Source organism: Pseudomonas sp. RIT411, assembly GCF_003057735.2.
In the GTDB taxonomy this organism is placed as follows: Bacteria; Pseudomonadota; Gammaproteobacteria; order Pseudomonadales; family Pseudomonadaceae; genus Chryseomonas; species Chryseomonas oryzihabitans.
The window spans coordinates 43,956-59,426 of sequence record NZ_QBIZ02000011.1; the positions used below are offsets into that span (position 1 = coordinate 43,956).

General features: G+C 68.3%; 16 protein-coding genes. 14 read left to right on the forward strand and 2 right to left on the reverse strand.

Going from position 1 to position 15,471, the window contains the following annotated elements:
• Positions 1-107: 107 nt before the first annotated feature.
• Positions 108-2,102 carry a methyl-accepting chemotaxis protein gene (locus DBY63_RS15850; RefSeq protein WP_108582414.1) on the forward strand — a complete coding sequence of 665 codons (1,995 nt, stop codon included), beginning with the start codon at positions 108-110 and terminating at the stop codon, positions 2,100-2,102.
• Here the strand turns inward: DBY63_RS15850 and DBY63_RS15855 are convergent.
• Entirely contained in the window at positions 2,083-2,547 is a 465-nt protein-coding gene (locus DBY63_RS15855) for a GNAT family N-acetyltransferase (protein ID WP_108582415.1), read from the reverse strand. The genes DBY63_RS15850 and DBY63_RS15855 overlap by 20 nt on opposite strands.
• 127 nt (positions 2,548-2,674) lie before the next feature.
• On the opposite strand from DBY63_RS15855, the gene DBY63_RS15860 reads away from it, so the two are divergent.
• Positions 2,675-3,580, forward strand: coding sequence for an alpha/beta fold hydrolase (locus tag DBY63_RS15860; protein ID WP_027600946.1), 906 nt, complete (start codon positions 2,675-2,677; stop codon positions 3,578-3,580).
• Here DBY63_RS15860 and rutR read toward each other — a convergent pair.
• Complete coding sequence (gene rutR, locus DBY63_RS15865) at positions 3,577-4,263, reverse strand: HTH-type transcriptional regulator RutR (RefSeq protein WP_027600049.1); 687 nt, start codon at positions 4,261-4,263, stop codon at positions 3,577-3,579. The two genes, DBY63_RS15860 and rutR, sit on opposite strands and share 4 nt — an antisense overlap.
• A 342-nt stretch (positions 4,264-4,605) precedes the next feature.
• On the opposite strand from rutR, the gene rutA reads away from it, so the two are divergent.
• The 12 genes from rutA to DBY63_RS15925 all read left to right on the forward strand — a co-directional run bounded on the left by rutA (position 4,606) and on the right by DBY63_RS15925 (position 15,430).
• The gene (gene rutA, locus DBY63_RS15870) at positions 4,606-5,694 is read left to right on the forward strand and encodes a pyrimidine utilization protein A (RefSeq protein WP_108582416.1); all 1,089 of its coding nucleotides are present in this window, start codon (positions 4,606-4,608) and stop codon (positions 5,692-5,694) included.
• On the forward strand, positions 5,694-6,422 hold the full coding sequence (gene rutB / locus DBY63_RS15875) for a pyrimidine utilization protein B (protein ID WP_077171505.1): 729 nt from the start codon (positions 5,694-5,696) through the stop codon (positions 6,420-6,422). The genes rutA and rutB overlap by 1 nt, the downstream gene beginning before the upstream one ends.
• 6 nt (positions 6,423-6,428) lie before the next feature.
• Positions 6,429-6,812, forward strand: coding sequence for a pyrimidine utilization protein C (gene rutC / locus DBY63_RS15880; RefSeq protein ID WP_027600052.1), 384 nt, complete (start codon positions 6,429-6,431; stop codon positions 6,810-6,812).
• 72 nt (positions 6,813-6,884) lie between these two features.
• Positions 6,885-7,670: a pyrimidine utilization protein D gene (rutD, locus tag DBY63_RS15885; protein WP_108582417.1), complete on the forward strand. Its 786-nt coding sequence runs from the start codon at positions 6,885-6,887 to the stop codon at positions 7,668-7,670.
• Positions 7,671-7,674: 4 nt separating this feature from the next.
• Positions 7,675-8,196 carry a flavin reductase gene (locus DBY63_RS15890; protein WP_042138494.1) on the forward strand — a complete coding sequence of 174 codons (522 nt, stop codon included), beginning with the start codon at positions 7,675-7,677 and terminating at the stop codon, positions 8,194-8,196.
• Positions 8,197-8,548: 352 nt separating this feature from the next.
• Positions 8,549-9,568 (forward strand): 2-oxoglutarate and iron-dependent oxygenase domain-containing protein, encoded by a 1,020-nt coding sequence (locus DBY63_RS15895; RefSeq protein ID WP_027600055.1) that lies wholly within the window; start codon positions 8,549-8,551, stop codon positions 9,566-9,568.
• On the forward strand, positions 9,568-9,954 hold the full coding sequence (locus tag DBY63_RS15900; RefSeq protein WP_027600056.1) for a VOC family protein: 387 nt from the start codon (positions 9,568-9,570) through the stop codon (positions 9,952-9,954). Before DBY63_RS15895 ends, DBY63_RS15900 begins: the two co-directional genes overlap by 1 nt.
• 20 nt (positions 9,955-9,974) lie before the next feature.
• A complete protein-coding gene (locus DBY63_RS15905; protein WP_108582418.1) occupies positions 9,975-11,066 on the forward strand; it encodes a BMP family ABC transporter substrate-binding protein in 1,092 nt (363 codons plus the stop codon).
• Positions 11,067-11,184: 118 nt separating this feature from the next.
• Positions 11,185-12,699, forward strand: a complete 1,515-nt coding sequence (locus DBY63_RS15910) for an ABC transporter ATP-binding protein (protein WP_108582419.1) — start codon at positions 11,185-11,187, stop codon at positions 12,697-12,699.
• The gene (locus DBY63_RS15915; protein ID WP_027600938.1) at positions 12,692-13,819 is read left to right on the forward strand and encodes an ABC transporter permease; all 1,128 of its coding nucleotides are present in this window, start codon (positions 12,692-12,694) and stop codon (positions 13,817-13,819) included. The genes DBY63_RS15910 and DBY63_RS15915 overlap by 8 nt, the downstream gene beginning before the upstream one ends.
• Positions 13,816-14,742, forward strand: a complete 927-nt coding sequence (locus DBY63_RS15920) for an ABC transporter permease (RefSeq protein ID WP_108582420.1) — start codon at positions 13,816-13,818, stop codon at positions 14,740-14,742. Before DBY63_RS15915 ends, DBY63_RS15920 begins: the two co-directional genes overlap by 4 nt.
• An 82-nt stretch (positions 14,743-14,824) precedes the next feature.
• Positions 14,825-15,430, forward strand: a complete 606-nt coding sequence (locus tag DBY63_RS15925; protein ID WP_218565014.1) for an isochorismatase family cysteine hydrolase — start codon at positions 14,825-14,827, stop codon at positions 15,428-15,430.
• Positions 15,431-15,471: the final 41 nt, after the last annotated feature.

The window sequence follows — 15,471 nt, forward strand, 5'->3', positions numbered from 1 at the left end:
CGCCGTTCATCGGCGGTATCCCGCGCGGGGGTATCGCTTCGCTCAATTGACCGCCGTCCCGGCCGTAATACTGGCCATTCCCCCTGGCAACCTTCTGGAGCCGCCGTATGACTCTGATACCCACCCGCATCGCCGGGCGCATGACCCTGGGCGTGCTTTGCCTGCTGGGGCTCACCGCCATCGGCGTCTACGCCGTGATGGCCTTTGGTGGTAAACCGCAACTGGTGGCCGCCGGTACGGCCGCGGCCGAACAGTCGGCCACCGCCATCGCACGGCAACTCGCCCTGCAGCTGGCGCGTATCGAAGGGACCAGCGTGGCCCTGGCGGATCTGGGCGAGACGCTGCCCCATGACGAAGCCCTGGTGAAGGCCGTCCTGCCAAGGCTCATCGACAGCCACGGCGACCAGGCTATCGCCGGCGGCGGCCTCTGGCCGGAACCCGCCGCCTTCACCCCGGGGGTCGACCGCCGCAGCTTCTTCTGGGCTCGCAACGGCGCCGGCGGTCTGGAGTACTCGGACGACTACAATGCGCCCCAGACCTCGGCCTATCGCGACGAATCCTGGTATCGCGATGCCAAGGCGGCCACGGCGGGACGGTGCGTCTGGTCCGACGCCTACCAGGACCCGGTCAGCCAGGTCGCCATGACCACCTGCAGCGTGCCCTATCGCCAACAGAACGCCTTCGCCGGCGTGGCGACGCTGGACCTCAAGCTCGATGGCCTCGCCGCCTTCCTCGAACGCCAGGGTGGCGTGACCGGTGGCTATGCCTTCGCCGTCGATCGCAGTGGCAATCTGCTCTATTTCCCTGGGATCAAGGGTGCCAAGGGCCTGCCGACGCTGAACGACGTGATCGCGGGTGAGGCCTCGTTCAAGGCGGTGGCGGATGCCCTCGGCCAAACGGGCAACCGCACCCTGTACCTCCCTCACGACCGCCAGCTCGATGGCGCCGCTTACGTCACCCTGGTGCCGATGGATGCGACCGGCTGGCAGGTCGGTCTGGTCACGCCCGAAGCTCAGGTCACCGGCCTGGCCACACGCCTGACCAGCCAGATGCTGCTCTTGCTGTTGCCGCTCCTGGCACTGCTGCTGGGCATAGCCTGGCTCGCCGGTCGGCGCCTGCTGGCCCAGCTGGAAGAGACCACCCTGCAGATCGAGCGCCTGGGCCAGGACGGTGCCAACGCGAGCGAACTGGACATCCGGCGTGCCGACGAAATCGGCCGCTTGCGCGGCGCGGTCAATCGCTACGCCGGCTCGCTGCGCGAGATGCTCCGCCGGATCGCCGCTGACGCCTCGCTGCTGCAGGGCCAGGCGACCGAGCTGGCGCAACTCTCCCATGGCCTGGCCGATCGGGCGGAAAAGCAGCGCGAAGACAACACCCTGCTGGCGACGGCCATCACCGAGATGTCGGCCAGCGCCGGCGAGGTGGCGCGCAACACCACCGACTGCTCGGACGTGGCCCGCGCTTCGCTCGGCACGGTGCACACCGGCCAGAGCCAGATGGCGCGCAACACCGACTCCATGCAGGGGCTGGCCCAGGAGATCGGTGGCGCTGCCACCGCCATCACCCGTCTGGGCGAGGACATCGAGCGGGTCGGCGGCGTGCTGGACGTGATCAAGTCGATCTCCGAACAGACCAACCTGCTGGCCCTCAACGCCGCCATCGAGGCGGCCCGGGCAGGTGAACAGGGACGCGGCTTCGCCGTGGTCGCCGACGAGGTGCGCACGCTGGCCGGGCGGACCCAGGCGTCCGCCAACGAAATCCAGGGGATGATCGCCAGCCTGCGCCAGGCGTCGAGCGCCGCCGTGGCCACCATGCAGGCCGGGGTGCAGCGTACCGAAGTCGCCGTCCGAGAGGCGACCGTCGTGGCCGGCACCCTGAGCGGGACCGTCGACAGCTTCGATGGCATCGTCGAGCGCGCGCAGCAGATCGCCGTGGCCGCCCAGGAGCAGAGCCACGTGACCCAGGAAATCAATGAACTGGCGGTGCGTATCCATGCGGCGAGCGAAGAGGGCGCCCGCGACGCCGGTGCCCTGCGTCAGCTTGGCCAGGAGATGCAGGGACTCTCGACCCGCCTCAGCGCCCTCAGTCAGGGCCAGCGCTAGTGCCGACGGCGGGCGTCGGGCCCAGCGCCTTGCGCAGGAAATACCGCGCAAAGCCCGGCGGATAGTCCGCCAGCTCGCCGAATACTTCGTAGCCCAGGCGTTCGTAGAAGCCGCGAGCCTGGAATTCGTGGGTGTCGAGCCAGGCGCCGTGGCAACCGCGGGCCAGGGCTTCGGCCTCGGCGCGCCGCAGCAATTCGCGGCCGGCGCCCTGGCCGCGGGCGGCTTCCTCCACCGCCAGCAACTGCACATAGAGCCAGCCATAGCTGGTGTAGCCCCAGAGGCCGCCGAGGGCTTCGCCGCCACGGGTCAGGCTGATGACCAGGGCCCGGTAACCGCTCGGGCCCGCCTGGCTGTCGTTGTAGCGCCTCAGCGGCGCGGCGATGGCCTGGCGCAGGTCTTCGCGTGCTTCGTCGGTCAGGTGGTAAACCAGGGGCGCTGCGGACATGGCGAAGGTCTCTGGAAGAGGTCTGTCCGAGCATAGCGCAGCAGCGCCGCGTGACCGCCCGGTTCTGCCGCTTTCGCGGGTACGACCTTGGGGTAGCATGGCCCTTTAGCCATTTCGCGAGGGAGCCATGGACATACGTGAAGGTCGCGCCCGGGTCGGCGCCCTCGAGCTGGCCTATGAGGACTGGGGCGATCCCGCCGATCCGGCGCTGCTGCTGATCATGGGCTTTGGCGCCCAGTTGCTGCTCTGGCCGGAAGGCTTCTGCGAGGCCCTGGTGCGCCGGGGCCTGCGGGTGATTCGTTTCGACAATCGCGACGTCGGCCAGTCCTCGCGGCTGAGCTGGCCGGGTGGACGGCCGCCTTCACTGTGGCCGGTGCTGGGGCGGGCGCAACTGGGCAAGCCCAGCGCGGTGCCCTATCGCCTGGAAGCCATGGCCGCCGATGCGGTCGGGCTGCTCGATCACCTGGGGCTGGAACGCGCCTTCGTACTGGGCGGCTCCATGGGCGGCATGATCGCCCAGATCCTCGCCGCTCAATGGCCTCAGCGGGTCGCGCGGCTGGGCATCCTGTTCTCGTCGACCAATCAGCCGCTGTTGCCGCCACCCTCGTTCAAGCTGCTGGGCAGCCTGCTGCTGCGGCCGCCGGCCGATCTGCCGGCGGAGGCGGCGCTCGCCCGGCAGAAGGCCCTGCTGCGCGGTATCGAGAGTCCGAGGTATCGCCAGAGCGAGGCCGATCTGGAACGACTGGTGCAGCGTATCCTGGCGCGCGGGGTGGATGTGGAGGGGGTGCAGCGGCAGTTGTTCGCCCTGCTCGGCAGCGGCGATCTGCGGCCCTTCGCCCGCCGCATCCAGGCGCCGACCCTGGTGGTGCACGGCGCGCGGGATCCCTTGCTGCGTCCGGCCTGTGGTCGCGCCGTGGCGCGGGCCATTCCCGGCGCCCGCTTCGAGCTGATACCGGACATGGCCCATGACCTGCCGGCACCGCTCTGGCCGAGGCTGAGCGAGTTGTTCGCCGAGTTCTTCCTGGCGGCCTAGGCCGGGCCGCCGGCGCGGGGCCTGAGCCCGTCGATGATCAGCGTCTCCAGGCCCTGCAGGACCTCGTCGAAGAACAGCGGATCCTTCAGCGAGCGGCCGCACAGGGTCTGCACCTGCACCCGGAAGTCCGCATAGTGCTGGGTGATGGCCCAGATGCTGAAGATCAGGTGGTGCGGATCCACCGGGGCCAGCTTGCCGGCGGCGATCCAGGTGCGGATCACCCGGGTCTTCTCGTCCATCAAGTCGTGCAGGCTGCCCTGCAATTCGGGCAGCAGCAGTGGTGCGCCCTGGACCATCTCCAGGCAGAACAGCCGGGACTCGGCGGGATAGTCGCGGGACATCTCCAGCTTCTGGCGCAGATAGCCGCGCAGGGCGTCGAGGGGTTCTTGCTCTTCGCTGAAGGTGCGCAGGGGATTCAGCCAGGTCGCCAGCAGCTGACGCAGCACGGCGACATAGAGCTCTTCCTTGTTGCTGAAATAGTAGAGCAGGTTGGTCTTGGAGACGTCCGCCTGCAGCGCCACCTGATCCAGACTGGCGCCGTGCAGACCGAAGCGGGAAAAGATATCGAGCGCCGCGCTGAGGATCTGGGCGCGCTTGGCTTCTATCTGGCGCTGCCGGCGTTGCTGGGCGGCAGGGCTGGGTTGGCGGGACTTGCGTGGCGGAAGATCACTGGCCTGACTCACGAACTGCTCCTTGGGCCTTCTTGGACATCTGACGCGGGCCGGCTGCAGGCGCGGTCGTTGAGCTTCGCACCGTCCTGGTGACGAATCATCGGCGGACCCCGAAGGGTAGCGCGCCGGTCTCCGAACTCTAGCATGACGCGCCAGCCTGCATGCCCCGGATTCGGGCGCCTTGCACAAACTAGGTGCTCTAATATGGACCAAATGGTCCAGATTTATTCTCGAATAGATCCCAAGTGTTTGATTGGCTTGAACTTTCAAGACTTGGCAAGCTTTCTGCTCCGATCCTGCAGCAAGGGCGCATCTGGATGCGCTTCGATTCCTGACTGCGGGAGAGTGCGAGCGATGAACATCGGTGTCTTCATTCCCATCGGCAACAACGGCTGGCTGCTGTCGGAAAACGCGCCCCAGTACCGGCCCACCTTCGAGCTGAATCGCGAGATCGTGCAGCGCGCCGAGCACTACGGCTTCGACTTCGCCCTGTCGATGATCAAGCTGCGCGGCTTCGGCGGTAAGACCGAATTCTGGGACCACAACCTGGAGTCCTTCACCCTCATGGCCGGGCTGGCGGCGGTGACCTCGCGCATCAAGCTGTTCGCCACCGCCGCGACCCTGACCCTGCCGCCGGCCATCGTCGCGCGCATGGCCGCCACCATCGACTGCATTTCCGGTGGCCGCTTCGGCGTCAACCTGGTCACCGGCTGGCAAAAGCCCGAATACAGCCAGATGGGGCTCTGGCCAGGCGATGAGTTCTTTGCCAGTCGCTATCAATACCTCGGTGAATACGCCCAGGTGCTGCGCGATCTCTGGGGCGCCGGCCAGTCGGACTTCCAGGGCGCGCACTTCCGCATGGAAGACTGCCGGGTCAGTCCGCAGCCCCAGGCACCCATGGAGATCGTCTGCGCCGGGGCGAGCGATGCCGGCCTGGCCTTCGCCGCCGAACACGCCGACTACAGCTTCGTCTTCGGCAAGGGCGTCAACACGCCCAAGGCCTTCGCCCCGGCGGTGGAGCGGCTGCAGGCCGCCACCGCCAAGACCGGGCGCGAGGTCTCCTCCATCGCCCTGTTCATGATCATCGCCGCCGAGACCGACGAGGCCGCTCGCGCCAAGTGGGAGCACTACAAGGCCGGGGCCGACGAGGAGGCCATCGCCTGGCTGGGCGCCCAGGCGGCCGCCGACACCAAGTCCGGCAGCGACACCAACGTGCGGCAGATGGCTGATCCGACCTCGGCGGTGAACATCAACATGGGCACCCTGGTGGGCTCCTTCGCCAGCGTGGCACGGATGCTCGACGAGATCGCCGAGGTACCCGGGGCCAGCGGGGTGCTGCTGACCTTCGATGACTTCGTCCAGGGCGTGACCGACTTCGGCGAGCGCATCCAGCCGCTGATGCAGAGCCGCCGTCACGTCGATCTGCTCAAGGAGAGTGCCTGATGAACGCTGTGGAAACCCTGGCGGGCTATGCCCTGCCTGCCGACGACGCCGAAGCCGTGACGCTGCCGGCGCGTCCCGAACCTGTGCGGCTCAAGGCCAGCGAGACCGCCCTGATCGTGGTGGACATGCAGAACGCCTACGCCAGCCAGGGCGGCTATCTGGATCTGGCCGGCTTCGACGTCTCCGCCACCGGCCCGGTGATCGAGAACGTCGCCGCCGTGGTGGAGACCGCCCGCGGCGCGGGCATTCAGGTGGTCTGGTTCCAGAATGGCTGGGATCCGGAGTATCGCGAGGCGGGCGGGCCGGGTTCGCCCAACTGGCACAAGTCCAATGCCCTCAAGACCATGCGCAAGCGACCCGAATTGCAGGGGCAGCTGCTGGCCAAGGGTGGCTGGGACTATGCCCTGGTGGATCGGCTGCAGCCGGCCGCCGCCGACCTGGTGGTGCCCAAGACCCGCTACAGCGGCTTCTACAACACCCACCTGGACAGCCTGCTGCGCGCCCGTGGCATCCGCAACCTGGTGTTCGTCGGCGTCGCCACCAACGTCTGCGTGGAGTCGACCCTGAGGGACGGCTTCTTCCTCGAATACTTCGGCGTCTGTCTGCACGACGCCTGCCACCAGGCCGGGCCCCGTTCGGCCCACGAGGCCGCGCTGTTCAACATCGAGACCTTCTTCGGCTGGGTCGCCAGCTGCGCCGATTTCCACACCACCTTCGCCAAGGACTGAGCCACCATGCCCAAGCAAGCCGTGATCCCCGCCGGTACCGGTACCCCCATCGCCCCCTTCGTGCCTGGCAGCCTGGCCGATGGGGTGCTCTATGTCTCCGGCACTCTGCCGTTCGATGCCCAGAACAACGTGGTCCACGTCGGCGACGCCGCGGCCCAGGCACGCCATGTGCTCACCACCATCCAGGGCGTGGTGGAGGCGGCCGGCGGCACCATGGCCGACGTCACCTTCAACATGATCATGCTCACCGACTGGGCGAACTACGCCGCCATCAATGCGGTGTACGCCGAATTCTTTCCCGGTGAGAAGCCGGCGCGTTACTGCATCCAGTGCGGCCTGGTAAAGCCGGATGCGCTGATCGAGATCGCCAGCATCGCCCATGTCGGCTAGGCCGCGCTCCGTCTAGCCCTCTCCCCCTGGGAGAGGGGGAAGCCTCAACCACCCAACCTTCAAGGACCGCCCATGCACTTCGAACTCCATGGCCGCCAGGATCCGGCGGCCGAGACCCTGCTGCTCAGCTCCGGGCTGGGCGGCGCCGGGGCCTTCTGGGCGCCGCAGCTGGCGACCCTTGGCGAAAGATTCCGGGTGGTGGTCTATGACCAGACCGGCACCGGCAGGAGCCCGGCCGAGTTGCCGGCGGACTACCGCATCCAGCATATGGCCGAGGACCTGCTGGCGCTGTCCGATCGCCTGGAACTCGACCGCTGTCTGTTCATGGGCCATGCGCTGGGTGGCCTGGTAGGACTGCAGGCCAACCTGCTGCGGCCGGGCCTGATCCGCCGCCAGGTGCTGGTCAATGCCTGGAGCCGGCCCAATCCGCACACCGGGCGCTGCTTCGCCCTGCGTCAACGGCTGCTGCGCGACAGCGGCGCCGCGGCCTATGTCCAGGCCCAGGCGATCTTTCTCTATCCGGCTACCTGGATCGCCGAACACGGCGAGCGCCTGGCCGCCGACGAAGCCCATGCCCTGGCGCACTTCCCCGGCGAGGCCAATGTCCTGCGGCGCATCGGTGCCCTGCTGGCTTTCGACGTGGACGCCGAACTGGCGCGGATCGAGGTGCCGACCCTGGTGCTGGCCAACCGCGACGATGTGCTGGTGCCCTGGACCTCGTCCCAGCGCCTGGCCACGGGCCTGCCCCGGGCCAGCTTTGAATTGCTGGAGTGGGGCGGCCATGCCTCCAGCGTCACCGACCCCGCCACTTTCGACCGGGTGGTGCTCGACTATCTCAGCCAATCTTCCGAGGAATAGCACCATGTCCGTTGCCCATGCCTTGCCGCCTGCCACGACGCCCGCCGCCCCGGTCGAACGCGACCTCTTCCGTGGGGCCATGGCGCGCCTGGGCGCCGCGGTCAATCTGGTCACCACCGATGGTCCGGCCGGCCCGGCCGGCTTTACCGCCACCGCCGTATGCAGCGTCAGCGACAGCCCGGCGACCCTGCTGGTCTGCCTCAACCGCGGCGCCTCGGTGCATCCGGCCTTCAGCGCCAACGGCGTGCTCTGCGTCAACGTCCTGGCCGCCGGCCAGCAGGCGCTGGCCAACCTCTTCGGCGGCAAGACCGCCATGGCCGAACGTTTCGCCGCGGCGCGCTGGACCCGCCTCGCCACCGGTGCGCCGGTGCTGGACGGCGCCCTGGTGGCCTGCGATTGCCGCATTGCCGGGGTGCAGTCGGTGGGCAGCCACGACCTGTTGCTCTGCGAGGTGCTGGGGGTGGCCGAGCCGGGTGGCGAAGGCGGATTGCTGTACTTCGACCGGCGTTATCACGAGCTGGCCTAGCGGGGGCTGTCGGGCTTCGACGAGGGAGCCGTCTCAACCCAACCCATGACCGCCGTAGGTTGGGTTGAGCGCAGCGAAGCCCAACACCGCCACGCCGATCCGACACCCCAAAGCCTTCCCTGTCAGCCCTGACCGCACCCCCAGGCGCCACCCCGGTGCACGCTGACCGTTCGAGGTGCAGCGCACCAGCAGCGGATCCTGACTTTCTCCCTCAACCCGCTGTTTTGATTAGCTTTTATAGTTTTTACCAAATGGTCCAAAGATGGCACAACGGTTGCAATTTCACTGCTGCCGTCCTGCCCGGTGAACGTGCGTCGCGCTGTCTCCTTCCGTCCCACTCGTGAGGTCCGTCATGCCGCTGTCCAGTGTTCCCATCATCGATCTGGCCCCCTATTTCGCAGGCTCGACCGCCGGCAAGCAGGCGGTGGCCAAGGCCGTCGACCAGGCCTGCCGCGACATCGGCTTTCTGGTCATCACCCACCACCAGGTGCCCGACGAATTGGTCGAGCGCGTCTCGCGCCTGTCGCGGGCCTTCTTCGACCTGCCGCTGGCCGAGAAACGCAAGGCCGATCGACCGCGCCCGGATCAGGTACGCGGCTACAGCGCAGTGGCCGAGGAAAGTCTGTCCTACAGCCTGGAGGAGGCGGCGCCGGGGGATCTCAAGGAATCCTTTTCCATCGGGCCGCTGGATGTCCCGGAGACGGCCTACTACCGCGGTCCCGAAGCCGGGCCGCACTTCGCGCCCAATGTCTGGCCCGCGGCCATTCCCGGCTTTCGCCAGGCCTATGCCGAGTATTTCGCCGCCATGAGCGATCTGGCGCGCACCCTGATGCGGCTCTTCGCCCTGGGGCTGGACTTGCCGGAGACCTACTTCGACAGCCGCATCGATCGCCACATCAGCATGTTCCGCACCCTCTGCTATCCCCACCAGAAGGAGGCGGCGCTGCCTGGCCAGCTGCGCGCCGGGGCCCATACCGACTACGGCAGCCTGACCATCGTCCGTCCCGACGACGCCCCCGGCGGCCTGCAGGTGCGCAATGCCGACGGCGAGTGGGTGGACGTGCCCAAGGTGCCGGGCAGCTTCGTGGTCAACATCGGCGACCTGATGATGCAGTGGACCAACGACCGCTGGGTCTCGACCCTGCACCGGGTGGTAAATCCACCGGCGGATGCCGGTTGCGACACCCGCCGCCAGTCCCTGGTGTTCTTCCATCAGCCCAACTACGACACCCTCATCGAATGCCTGCCCGGTTGCGCCACGCCCGGCACGCCGCCGCGCCATGCGCCCATCACCTCGGGCGACCACCTGAGATCCAAGTTCGTCAAGCAGACCACCTTTGGCGGTACCCAGACCGGCGTGCGGGTGGCCTGATGCCGAGTCTTTCCTACGTCAACGTCTTCGCCCAGGACGTGGTGGCCCTGAGCGGCTTCTACCAGCGGGTGTTCGGCTTCCCGGAGATTGAGGCGATCCGCTCGCCGATCTTTCGCGGCCTGGACACCGGCAAGACCGCCATCGGCTTCAATGCGCCGGAAGCCTATGAACTGCTGGGGCTGGGCGAATTCGCCGGCAGTGAAGGCTGCCGCTTCCTGCTCAACCTGGAGGTGGACAGCCGCGCCGAGGTGGACCGGCTGGTGCCGGTGGCCGAGGCCGCTGGCGCCCGGCTGCTGAAGGCGCCCTACGAAACCTACTACCACTGGTACCAGGCGGTGCTGCTGGACCCGGAAGGCAACGTGTTCCGTATCAACCACATGTTGTAGACAAGACTAAGGACGAGACGATGCTGAGCAGATGGCTGGGAAGAGTGGCGTGCGTGCTGGCGCTGGTAGGGCTGGGCAGCGTGGCACGGGCGGACGACGAGGGCTTCACCCTCAAGGGCGAGCCGAAGATCGCCATGCTGTATTTCACCGCCAAGAACGACGGCGGCTGGACCCAGGCCATGGACGAGGCGCGGGTCAAGATCGAGAAGGAACTGGGCCTGAAGATCCAGTTCGTGGAAAACGTGCCGGAGACCGCCTCGGCCATCCGCCCGGCGGCCGAGCGCTTCATCAAGCGCGGCGCCAACATCGTCATCGGTACCGCCTTCGGCTATTCCGACACCTTCAAGCAACTGGCCGACCAGTATCCCGAGGTGGCCTTCCTCAACGCCTCGGGCACCACCAACGGGCGCAACCTGGAATCCTTCTACGGTCGTACCTACGAGAGCCAGTACCTCTGCGGCATGGCCGCGGGCGCGGCCTCCAAGACCGGCAAGCTGGGCTTCGTCGCTGCCAATCCTTTCGGCGTGGTGAACTGGACCATCAACGCCTACGAGCTAGGCGCCCGGCAGATGAATCCCAACGCCACCCTCACGGTGATCTATACCGGCAGCTGGAACGATCCGGTCAAGGAGCGCGCCGCGGCGGCCGCCCTGATCGACCAGGGCGCCGACGTCATCGGCCAGCACGTGGACACCCCCACGCCGCAGATCGTCGCCCAGGAGCGCGGCGTGTATGGTACCGGCCACCACCGCGACATGCGCCAGTTCGCGCCCAAGGCCACCCTCTGTTCCTCGGTGTGGGTCTGGGATCGCTTCCTGGTGCCCGAGCTCAAGCGCGTGATCGCCGGCCACTGGAAACCCGCGCCCAACGGTGCCCTGGTGTCCATGGCCGACGGCGGCACCGACATCGCCGGCTTCGGCGATGCCGTGCCCAAGGCGGCCCAGGAGAAGATCCTGGCCGAGCGCGAGGCCCTGCTCAAGGGCAAGCAGATCTACGCCGGTCCCCTGAATGATCGCGACGGCAAGGAGCGCGTCCCCGCCGGCCAGGTGCTGTCCGACCCGGCGCTGTGGCAGATGGACTGGTTCGTCCAGGGCGTGACGACGCAGAAGTAGCGGTTCACCTCTGGGTGCCGGGTCTCTCGAGGCCCGGCACCGGAGCTGATGCCTGAGTAGGGTGGAAAACCGCGCAGCGTTTTCCACGGAGGCGATCCCTGGATAAAGGCCGACCAGCATGAAAAGACACAACGCCCTGCAACTGCGCGGCGTCGGCAAGACCTTCGATGGCTTCCAGGCGCTGCAGCAGGCGGATTTCCTGGTGCGCTGGGGCGAGGTGCATGCGCTGCTCGGCGAGAACGGCGCGGGCAAGTCGACGCTGATGAACATCGCCGCCGGCCTCTATGCGCCGGAGACCGGTGAGCTCCTGGTGGACGACAACCTGGTGCGGCTACGCGGTCCGGCGGACGCCGCCCGCTTGCACATCGGCATGGTCCACCAGCACTTCAAGCTGGTGCGACCCTTCAGTGTGGCGGAGAACGTCCTGCTCGGCCTGCCGGCGGGGGAGGGTAGCCATCGCCGGCGCCTGGCCGAGATCAGCGAGCGTATTCGCCAGCAGGCCGCCGCCCTGGGCTTCGCCATCCGCCCGGAGCAGCGGGTGGCGGAGCTGTCCATCGCCGAGCAGCAGCGGGTGGAAATCCTCAAGGTGCTACTGGCCGGGGCGCGCATCCTCATCCTCGACGAACCCACCGCGGTGCTTACCGATGGCGAAGGCGAGCGGCTGTTGCAGACCCTGCGCGCCCTGGCGGCGGAGGGCGCGGCGGTGGTGCTGGTGACCCATCGCATGCAGGACGCCCTGACCTACGCCGACCGCCTCACGGTGATGCGCGGCGGTCGCACCCTGCGCAGCCTGGACCCCGCCGAGGTGTCGGTGGACGAACTGGTACGTCTTACCGTGGGGGACGCCCAGCCGCTGGCCGACACCCCGCGCCGTGCTGCCGGGGCACCGCTGCTCAGGGTGCGCGGCCTGCGCACCCCGGAACGCGGCGGGCGGCGCGCCCTGGATGGCATCGATCTGGAACTGCGCGCTGGCGAGATCTATGGCATCGCCGGCGTCGGCGGCAACGGCCAGGGTGAACTGGCCGATGTGCTGATGGGACTGCCGCAGCCCTACGAAGGCGAGGTGCGGCTGGAGGGCTTCGGCGACCTGGCCGCGGCTGCCAGCGCCCGCCGCCGCGACCTGCGCATCGCCGCCATTCCCGCCGACCGCTATGGCAGTGCCCTGGCCGGCTCCCTGTCGGTGGCCGACAACTTCGCCATCGGTGCGGTGCACAGCGGTCGCTTCGGTGGTTTCGCCCGCCTGGATAGACGCGCCCAGGAAGCGGCGACCCAGGCGGCGGTCACGCAATTCGATGTTCAGGGCGTGCGCTCGGTGCGGCAGAAGGCGGCGCTGCTCTCCGGCGGCAACGCCCAGAAGCTGGTGATCGCCCGGGAGTTCGGCCGCGAACCGCGGCTGGTGCTGGCCCACAGCCCCAGCCGTGGCCTCGACGTGCGTGCCGGTGCCGAGGTGCAGGCACGGCTGCTGGCTGCCCGCGAGGCCGGCGCCGCGGTGTTGTTGATCAGCGAAGACCTGGACGAGGTGCTGGCCCTCGCCGATCGCATCGGGGTGATGAGCGCCGGACGCCTCGTCGCCGAATTCCAGCGACCCGCCGATCGCCAGGCGATCGGCCATGCCATGGTGAATCATGCTTGAACCCCTGAGTGCTCCGCTTTCCCCGGTCGATGGCCCGCGACCACGGCAACCGCTGTTCAGCCGGCGCTACACCCTGGAGATCCGCCAGCAGCTGGCCTGGCCCTGGCAGGCGCTGATCCTCGGCCTGGCGCTGCTCTTGGGCCTGGGCCTGTCGGCTGCGATCCTGGTCCTGGCCGGGGTGCCGGCCGGCGAGTTGCTCAACGAATTCGTGGTCGCCACCCTGTTCGATGCCCAGAGTCTGCAGGCCACCCTGTTCCAGGCCGCGCCGGTGATCCTGGTCGGCCTGGCCGGCTGCCTGGCCTTTCGCGCGCGCTTCTGGAACCTGGGCCTGGAAGGCCAGATGATCTGGGGGGCCATCGGCGCCACGGCGGTGTCGCTGTTCGAGATCGGTCCGGAGGCCCTGCGCCTGCCGCTGATGCTGGTGGCGGCGCTGCTCGGCGGTCTGCTCTGGGCACTGGCGCCCTTGCTGCTCAAGCTGCGCCTGGGGGTGAACGAGATCATCGCCTCGCTGATGCTCAACTACATCGCCGCCAACTTCCTGCTGCACCTGGTGTTCGGTCCCTGGAAGGACCCGCGCGACGCCTTTCCCTATTCGCCGCTGTTCCGCCCCTTCGAGCGGCTGCCGGAGTTGCTGCCCGGGCTGAGCCTGGCGGTGCCCCTGGCGCTCTTGGTGGCGGTGCTGGCCTGGTGGTTCGTGGCCCTGAGCCGGGCCGGGCTCTACCTGAGATTCGTCGACGCCAATCCGCGGGTGGCCGGCGCCGTGGGGGTGCCGGTGCGCACCACCATCCTCGCCACGGTGCTGGCCTCCGGCGCCCTGGCCGGGCTGGCCGGCTTCGTGGTGGCGGCCGGGCAGGAGGGGCGGCTGACCCAGTCCTTCTACCAGGGCTATGGCTTCTCCGGGATCCTCATCGCCTTCCTAGCGCGCAACAACCCCCTGGCCGCCGCCGTGGTGGCCTTCCTGGTGGCGACCCTGTTCGTCGCAGGGCGCAATCTGCAGGTGTTCTACCAGATCCCCTTCGCCATGGTGCAGCTGATCCAGGCGCTGATCGTCATCTGCGTGGCGTCCTCGGATTTCTTCATCCGCCATCGGCTCAGACGCAGCCAGGGAGGTGCCGCTTGAACCTGCTCGCCAGCTGGCTGGGTAACGTCCCCGACTTCGCCATACCCTACGCCCTGGCGGCGCTGGGGCTGATCCTCACGGAAAGATCCGGGGTGCTGGCCCTGCATGCCGAGGGCCTGATGCTGGTCGGCGCGCTGTTCGGCATCGGCGCGCAACTGGCCCTGGACAATGCCGGCCTGGCGCTGCTGGCGGCCATGGGCGCGGCGGCGCTGGTCTCGCTGCTGTTCGCGGTCATGGTGATCTGGCTGCGCATCAACCAGGTGATCGCCGGCCTGACCCTGGTGTTCTTCTGCCAGGGCCTCACCGGCCTGCTCGGTACCCTCTGGGGCTGGACCAACCAGCCGGTGGCCGGCCTGCCGGCGCTGGCGCTCTGGCCGCTGTCGGAGCTGCCGCTGGTGGGGCGTCTATTCCAGCAGAACCTGCTGGTCTACCTGACTCCGTTGATCTTTCTCGCCGTCATCGCCTGGCTCGAACGCACCACCCCCGGCCTGCGCCTGCGGGCGGTGGGCGAGAATCCCCAGGCGGCCGATGCCGCCGGTCTCTCGGTGGCCGGCTATCGACTGCTGGCGATCCTCGCCGGCGCGGCGCTGGTGGGTCTCGCCGGCGGCTACATCGCCGTGCTCAGCACCAAGCTGTGGATCGCCGAGATGACCGGCGGCCGTGGCTGGATCGCCGTGGCCCTGGTGATCTTCGCCCGCTGGTCGCCCTGGCGCGCCCTGGCCGGGGCATTGCTGTTCGGCTGCATCGAGGCGCTGATTCCGCAACTGGCCGCCGCCGGGGTGCGGCTGTCGCAATACTTCATCCTGATGGCGCCCTATGCCGTCACCCTGGGCGTGATGATCTGGGTCGCCCTGGCCGGGCGTGACCGCCTGAGCCAACCCGGCGCCCTGGGCGAAGCCTATGTCCGTGAGGAGCGTCGATGAACCTGCGTGTTTTCGTCTATGAGGAACCCCGGCTGCTGGCGCGGACGGACTTCGCCGATTACCTGAACCGAGCACCACGGCGGTGCTGTCCATCGACCTGCACCGCGGCCACCTGGACGCCTCGCCGGACTGCCCCTGCCCGGCGCCACGCGCCCGCGATCTGGTGGCGCCGGTGGATGCCTTCCACCGCCAGGCCCGCGCCCTGGGCGTGCGCATCGTCCATGTGAAGTCGGTACTGCGCGCCAATGGCGCCGATGACCTGGGCGGCATTCCCGCGGCCTGGCGACGGACCTTTCCGCTGCACGTCGGGCCGATTCCCAATGCCGACGCCCATGCCCTGGAAGGCTCGCCTTGGACCGAGTTGCTCACCGAGGTGCTGCCCGAGGATCTGCGGGTGGAAAACAAGCGGCGGCTGTCGGCCTTCTATCCCACCGACCTGGACTTCCTGCTGCGCAACCAGCGCATCACCACCGTGGTGCTGGTTGGCGGCTTCACCGACTGCTGCGTGCTCAACACCGCCTTCGATGCCAGCAACCGCACCTATCGCGTCATCGTCCTGCGCGACCTGGTGCGAGGGACCGATGAAAGCCTGGAGCGCGCGGCGCTGAGCATGGTCTCCCTGCATCTGGGACTGGTGATGGAATCCCAGGATCTGCTCGCGGCCTGGGGCGATGGCAGCGACTCCTGATCGCGGTCCGTTGGGCTTCGACGATGGAGCCGTCTCGACCC

What these genes read in the sequence shown, in the direction of transcription:
- DBY63_RS15850 (WP_108582414.1), top strand. Translation starts at nt 108, where the DNA reads ATGACTCTGATACCCACCCGCATCGCCGGGCGCATGACCCTGGGCGTG.
- DBY63_RS15855 (WP_108582415.1), bottom strand. Translation starts at nt 2,547, where the DNA reads ATGTCCGCAGCGCCCCTGGTTTACCACCTGACCGACGAAGCACGCGAA.
- DBY63_RS15860 (WP_027600946.1), top strand. Translation starts at nt 2,675, where the DNA reads ATGGACATACGTGAAGGTCGCGCCCGGGTCGGCGCCCTCGAGCTGGCC.
- rutA (WP_108582416.1), top strand. Translation starts at nt 4,606, where the DNA reads ATGAACATCGGTGTCTTCATTCCCATCGGCAACAACGGCTGGCTGCTG.
- rutB (WP_077171505.1), top strand. Translation starts at nt 5,694, where the DNA reads ATGAACGCTGTGGAAACCCTGGCGGGCTATGCCCTGCCTGCCGACGAC.
- rutC (WP_027600052.1), top strand. Translation starts at nt 6,429, where the DNA reads ATGCCCAAGCAAGCCGTGATCCCCGCCGGTACCGGTACCCCCATCGCC.
- rutD (WP_108582417.1), top strand. Translation starts at nt 6,885, where the DNA reads ATGCACTTCGAACTCCATGGCCGCCAGGATCCGGCGGCCGAGACCCTG.
- DBY63_RS15890 (WP_042138494.1), top strand. Translation starts at nt 7,675, where the DNA reads ATGTCCGTTGCCCATGCCTTGCCGCCTGCCACGACGCCCGCCGCCCCG.
- DBY63_RS15895 (WP_027600055.1), top strand. Translation starts at nt 8,549, where the DNA reads ATGCCGCTGTCCAGTGTTCCCATCATCGATCTGGCCCCCTATTTCGCA.
- DBY63_RS15900 (WP_027600056.1), top strand. Translation starts at nt 9,568, where the DNA reads ATGCCGAGTCTTTCCTACGTCAACGTCTTCGCCCAGGACGTGGTGGCC.
- DBY63_RS15905 (WP_108582418.1), top strand. Translation starts at nt 9,975, where the DNA reads ATGCTGAGCAGATGGCTGGGAAGAGTGGCGTGCGTGCTGGCGCTGGTA.
- DBY63_RS15910 (WP_108582419.1), top strand. Translation starts at nt 11,185, where the DNA reads ATGAAAAGACACAACGCCCTGCAACTGCGCGGCGTCGGCAAGACCTTC.
- DBY63_RS15915 (WP_027600938.1), top strand. Translation starts at nt 12,692, where the DNA reads ATGCTTGAACCCCTGAGTGCTCCGCTTTCCCCGGTCGATGGCCCGCGA.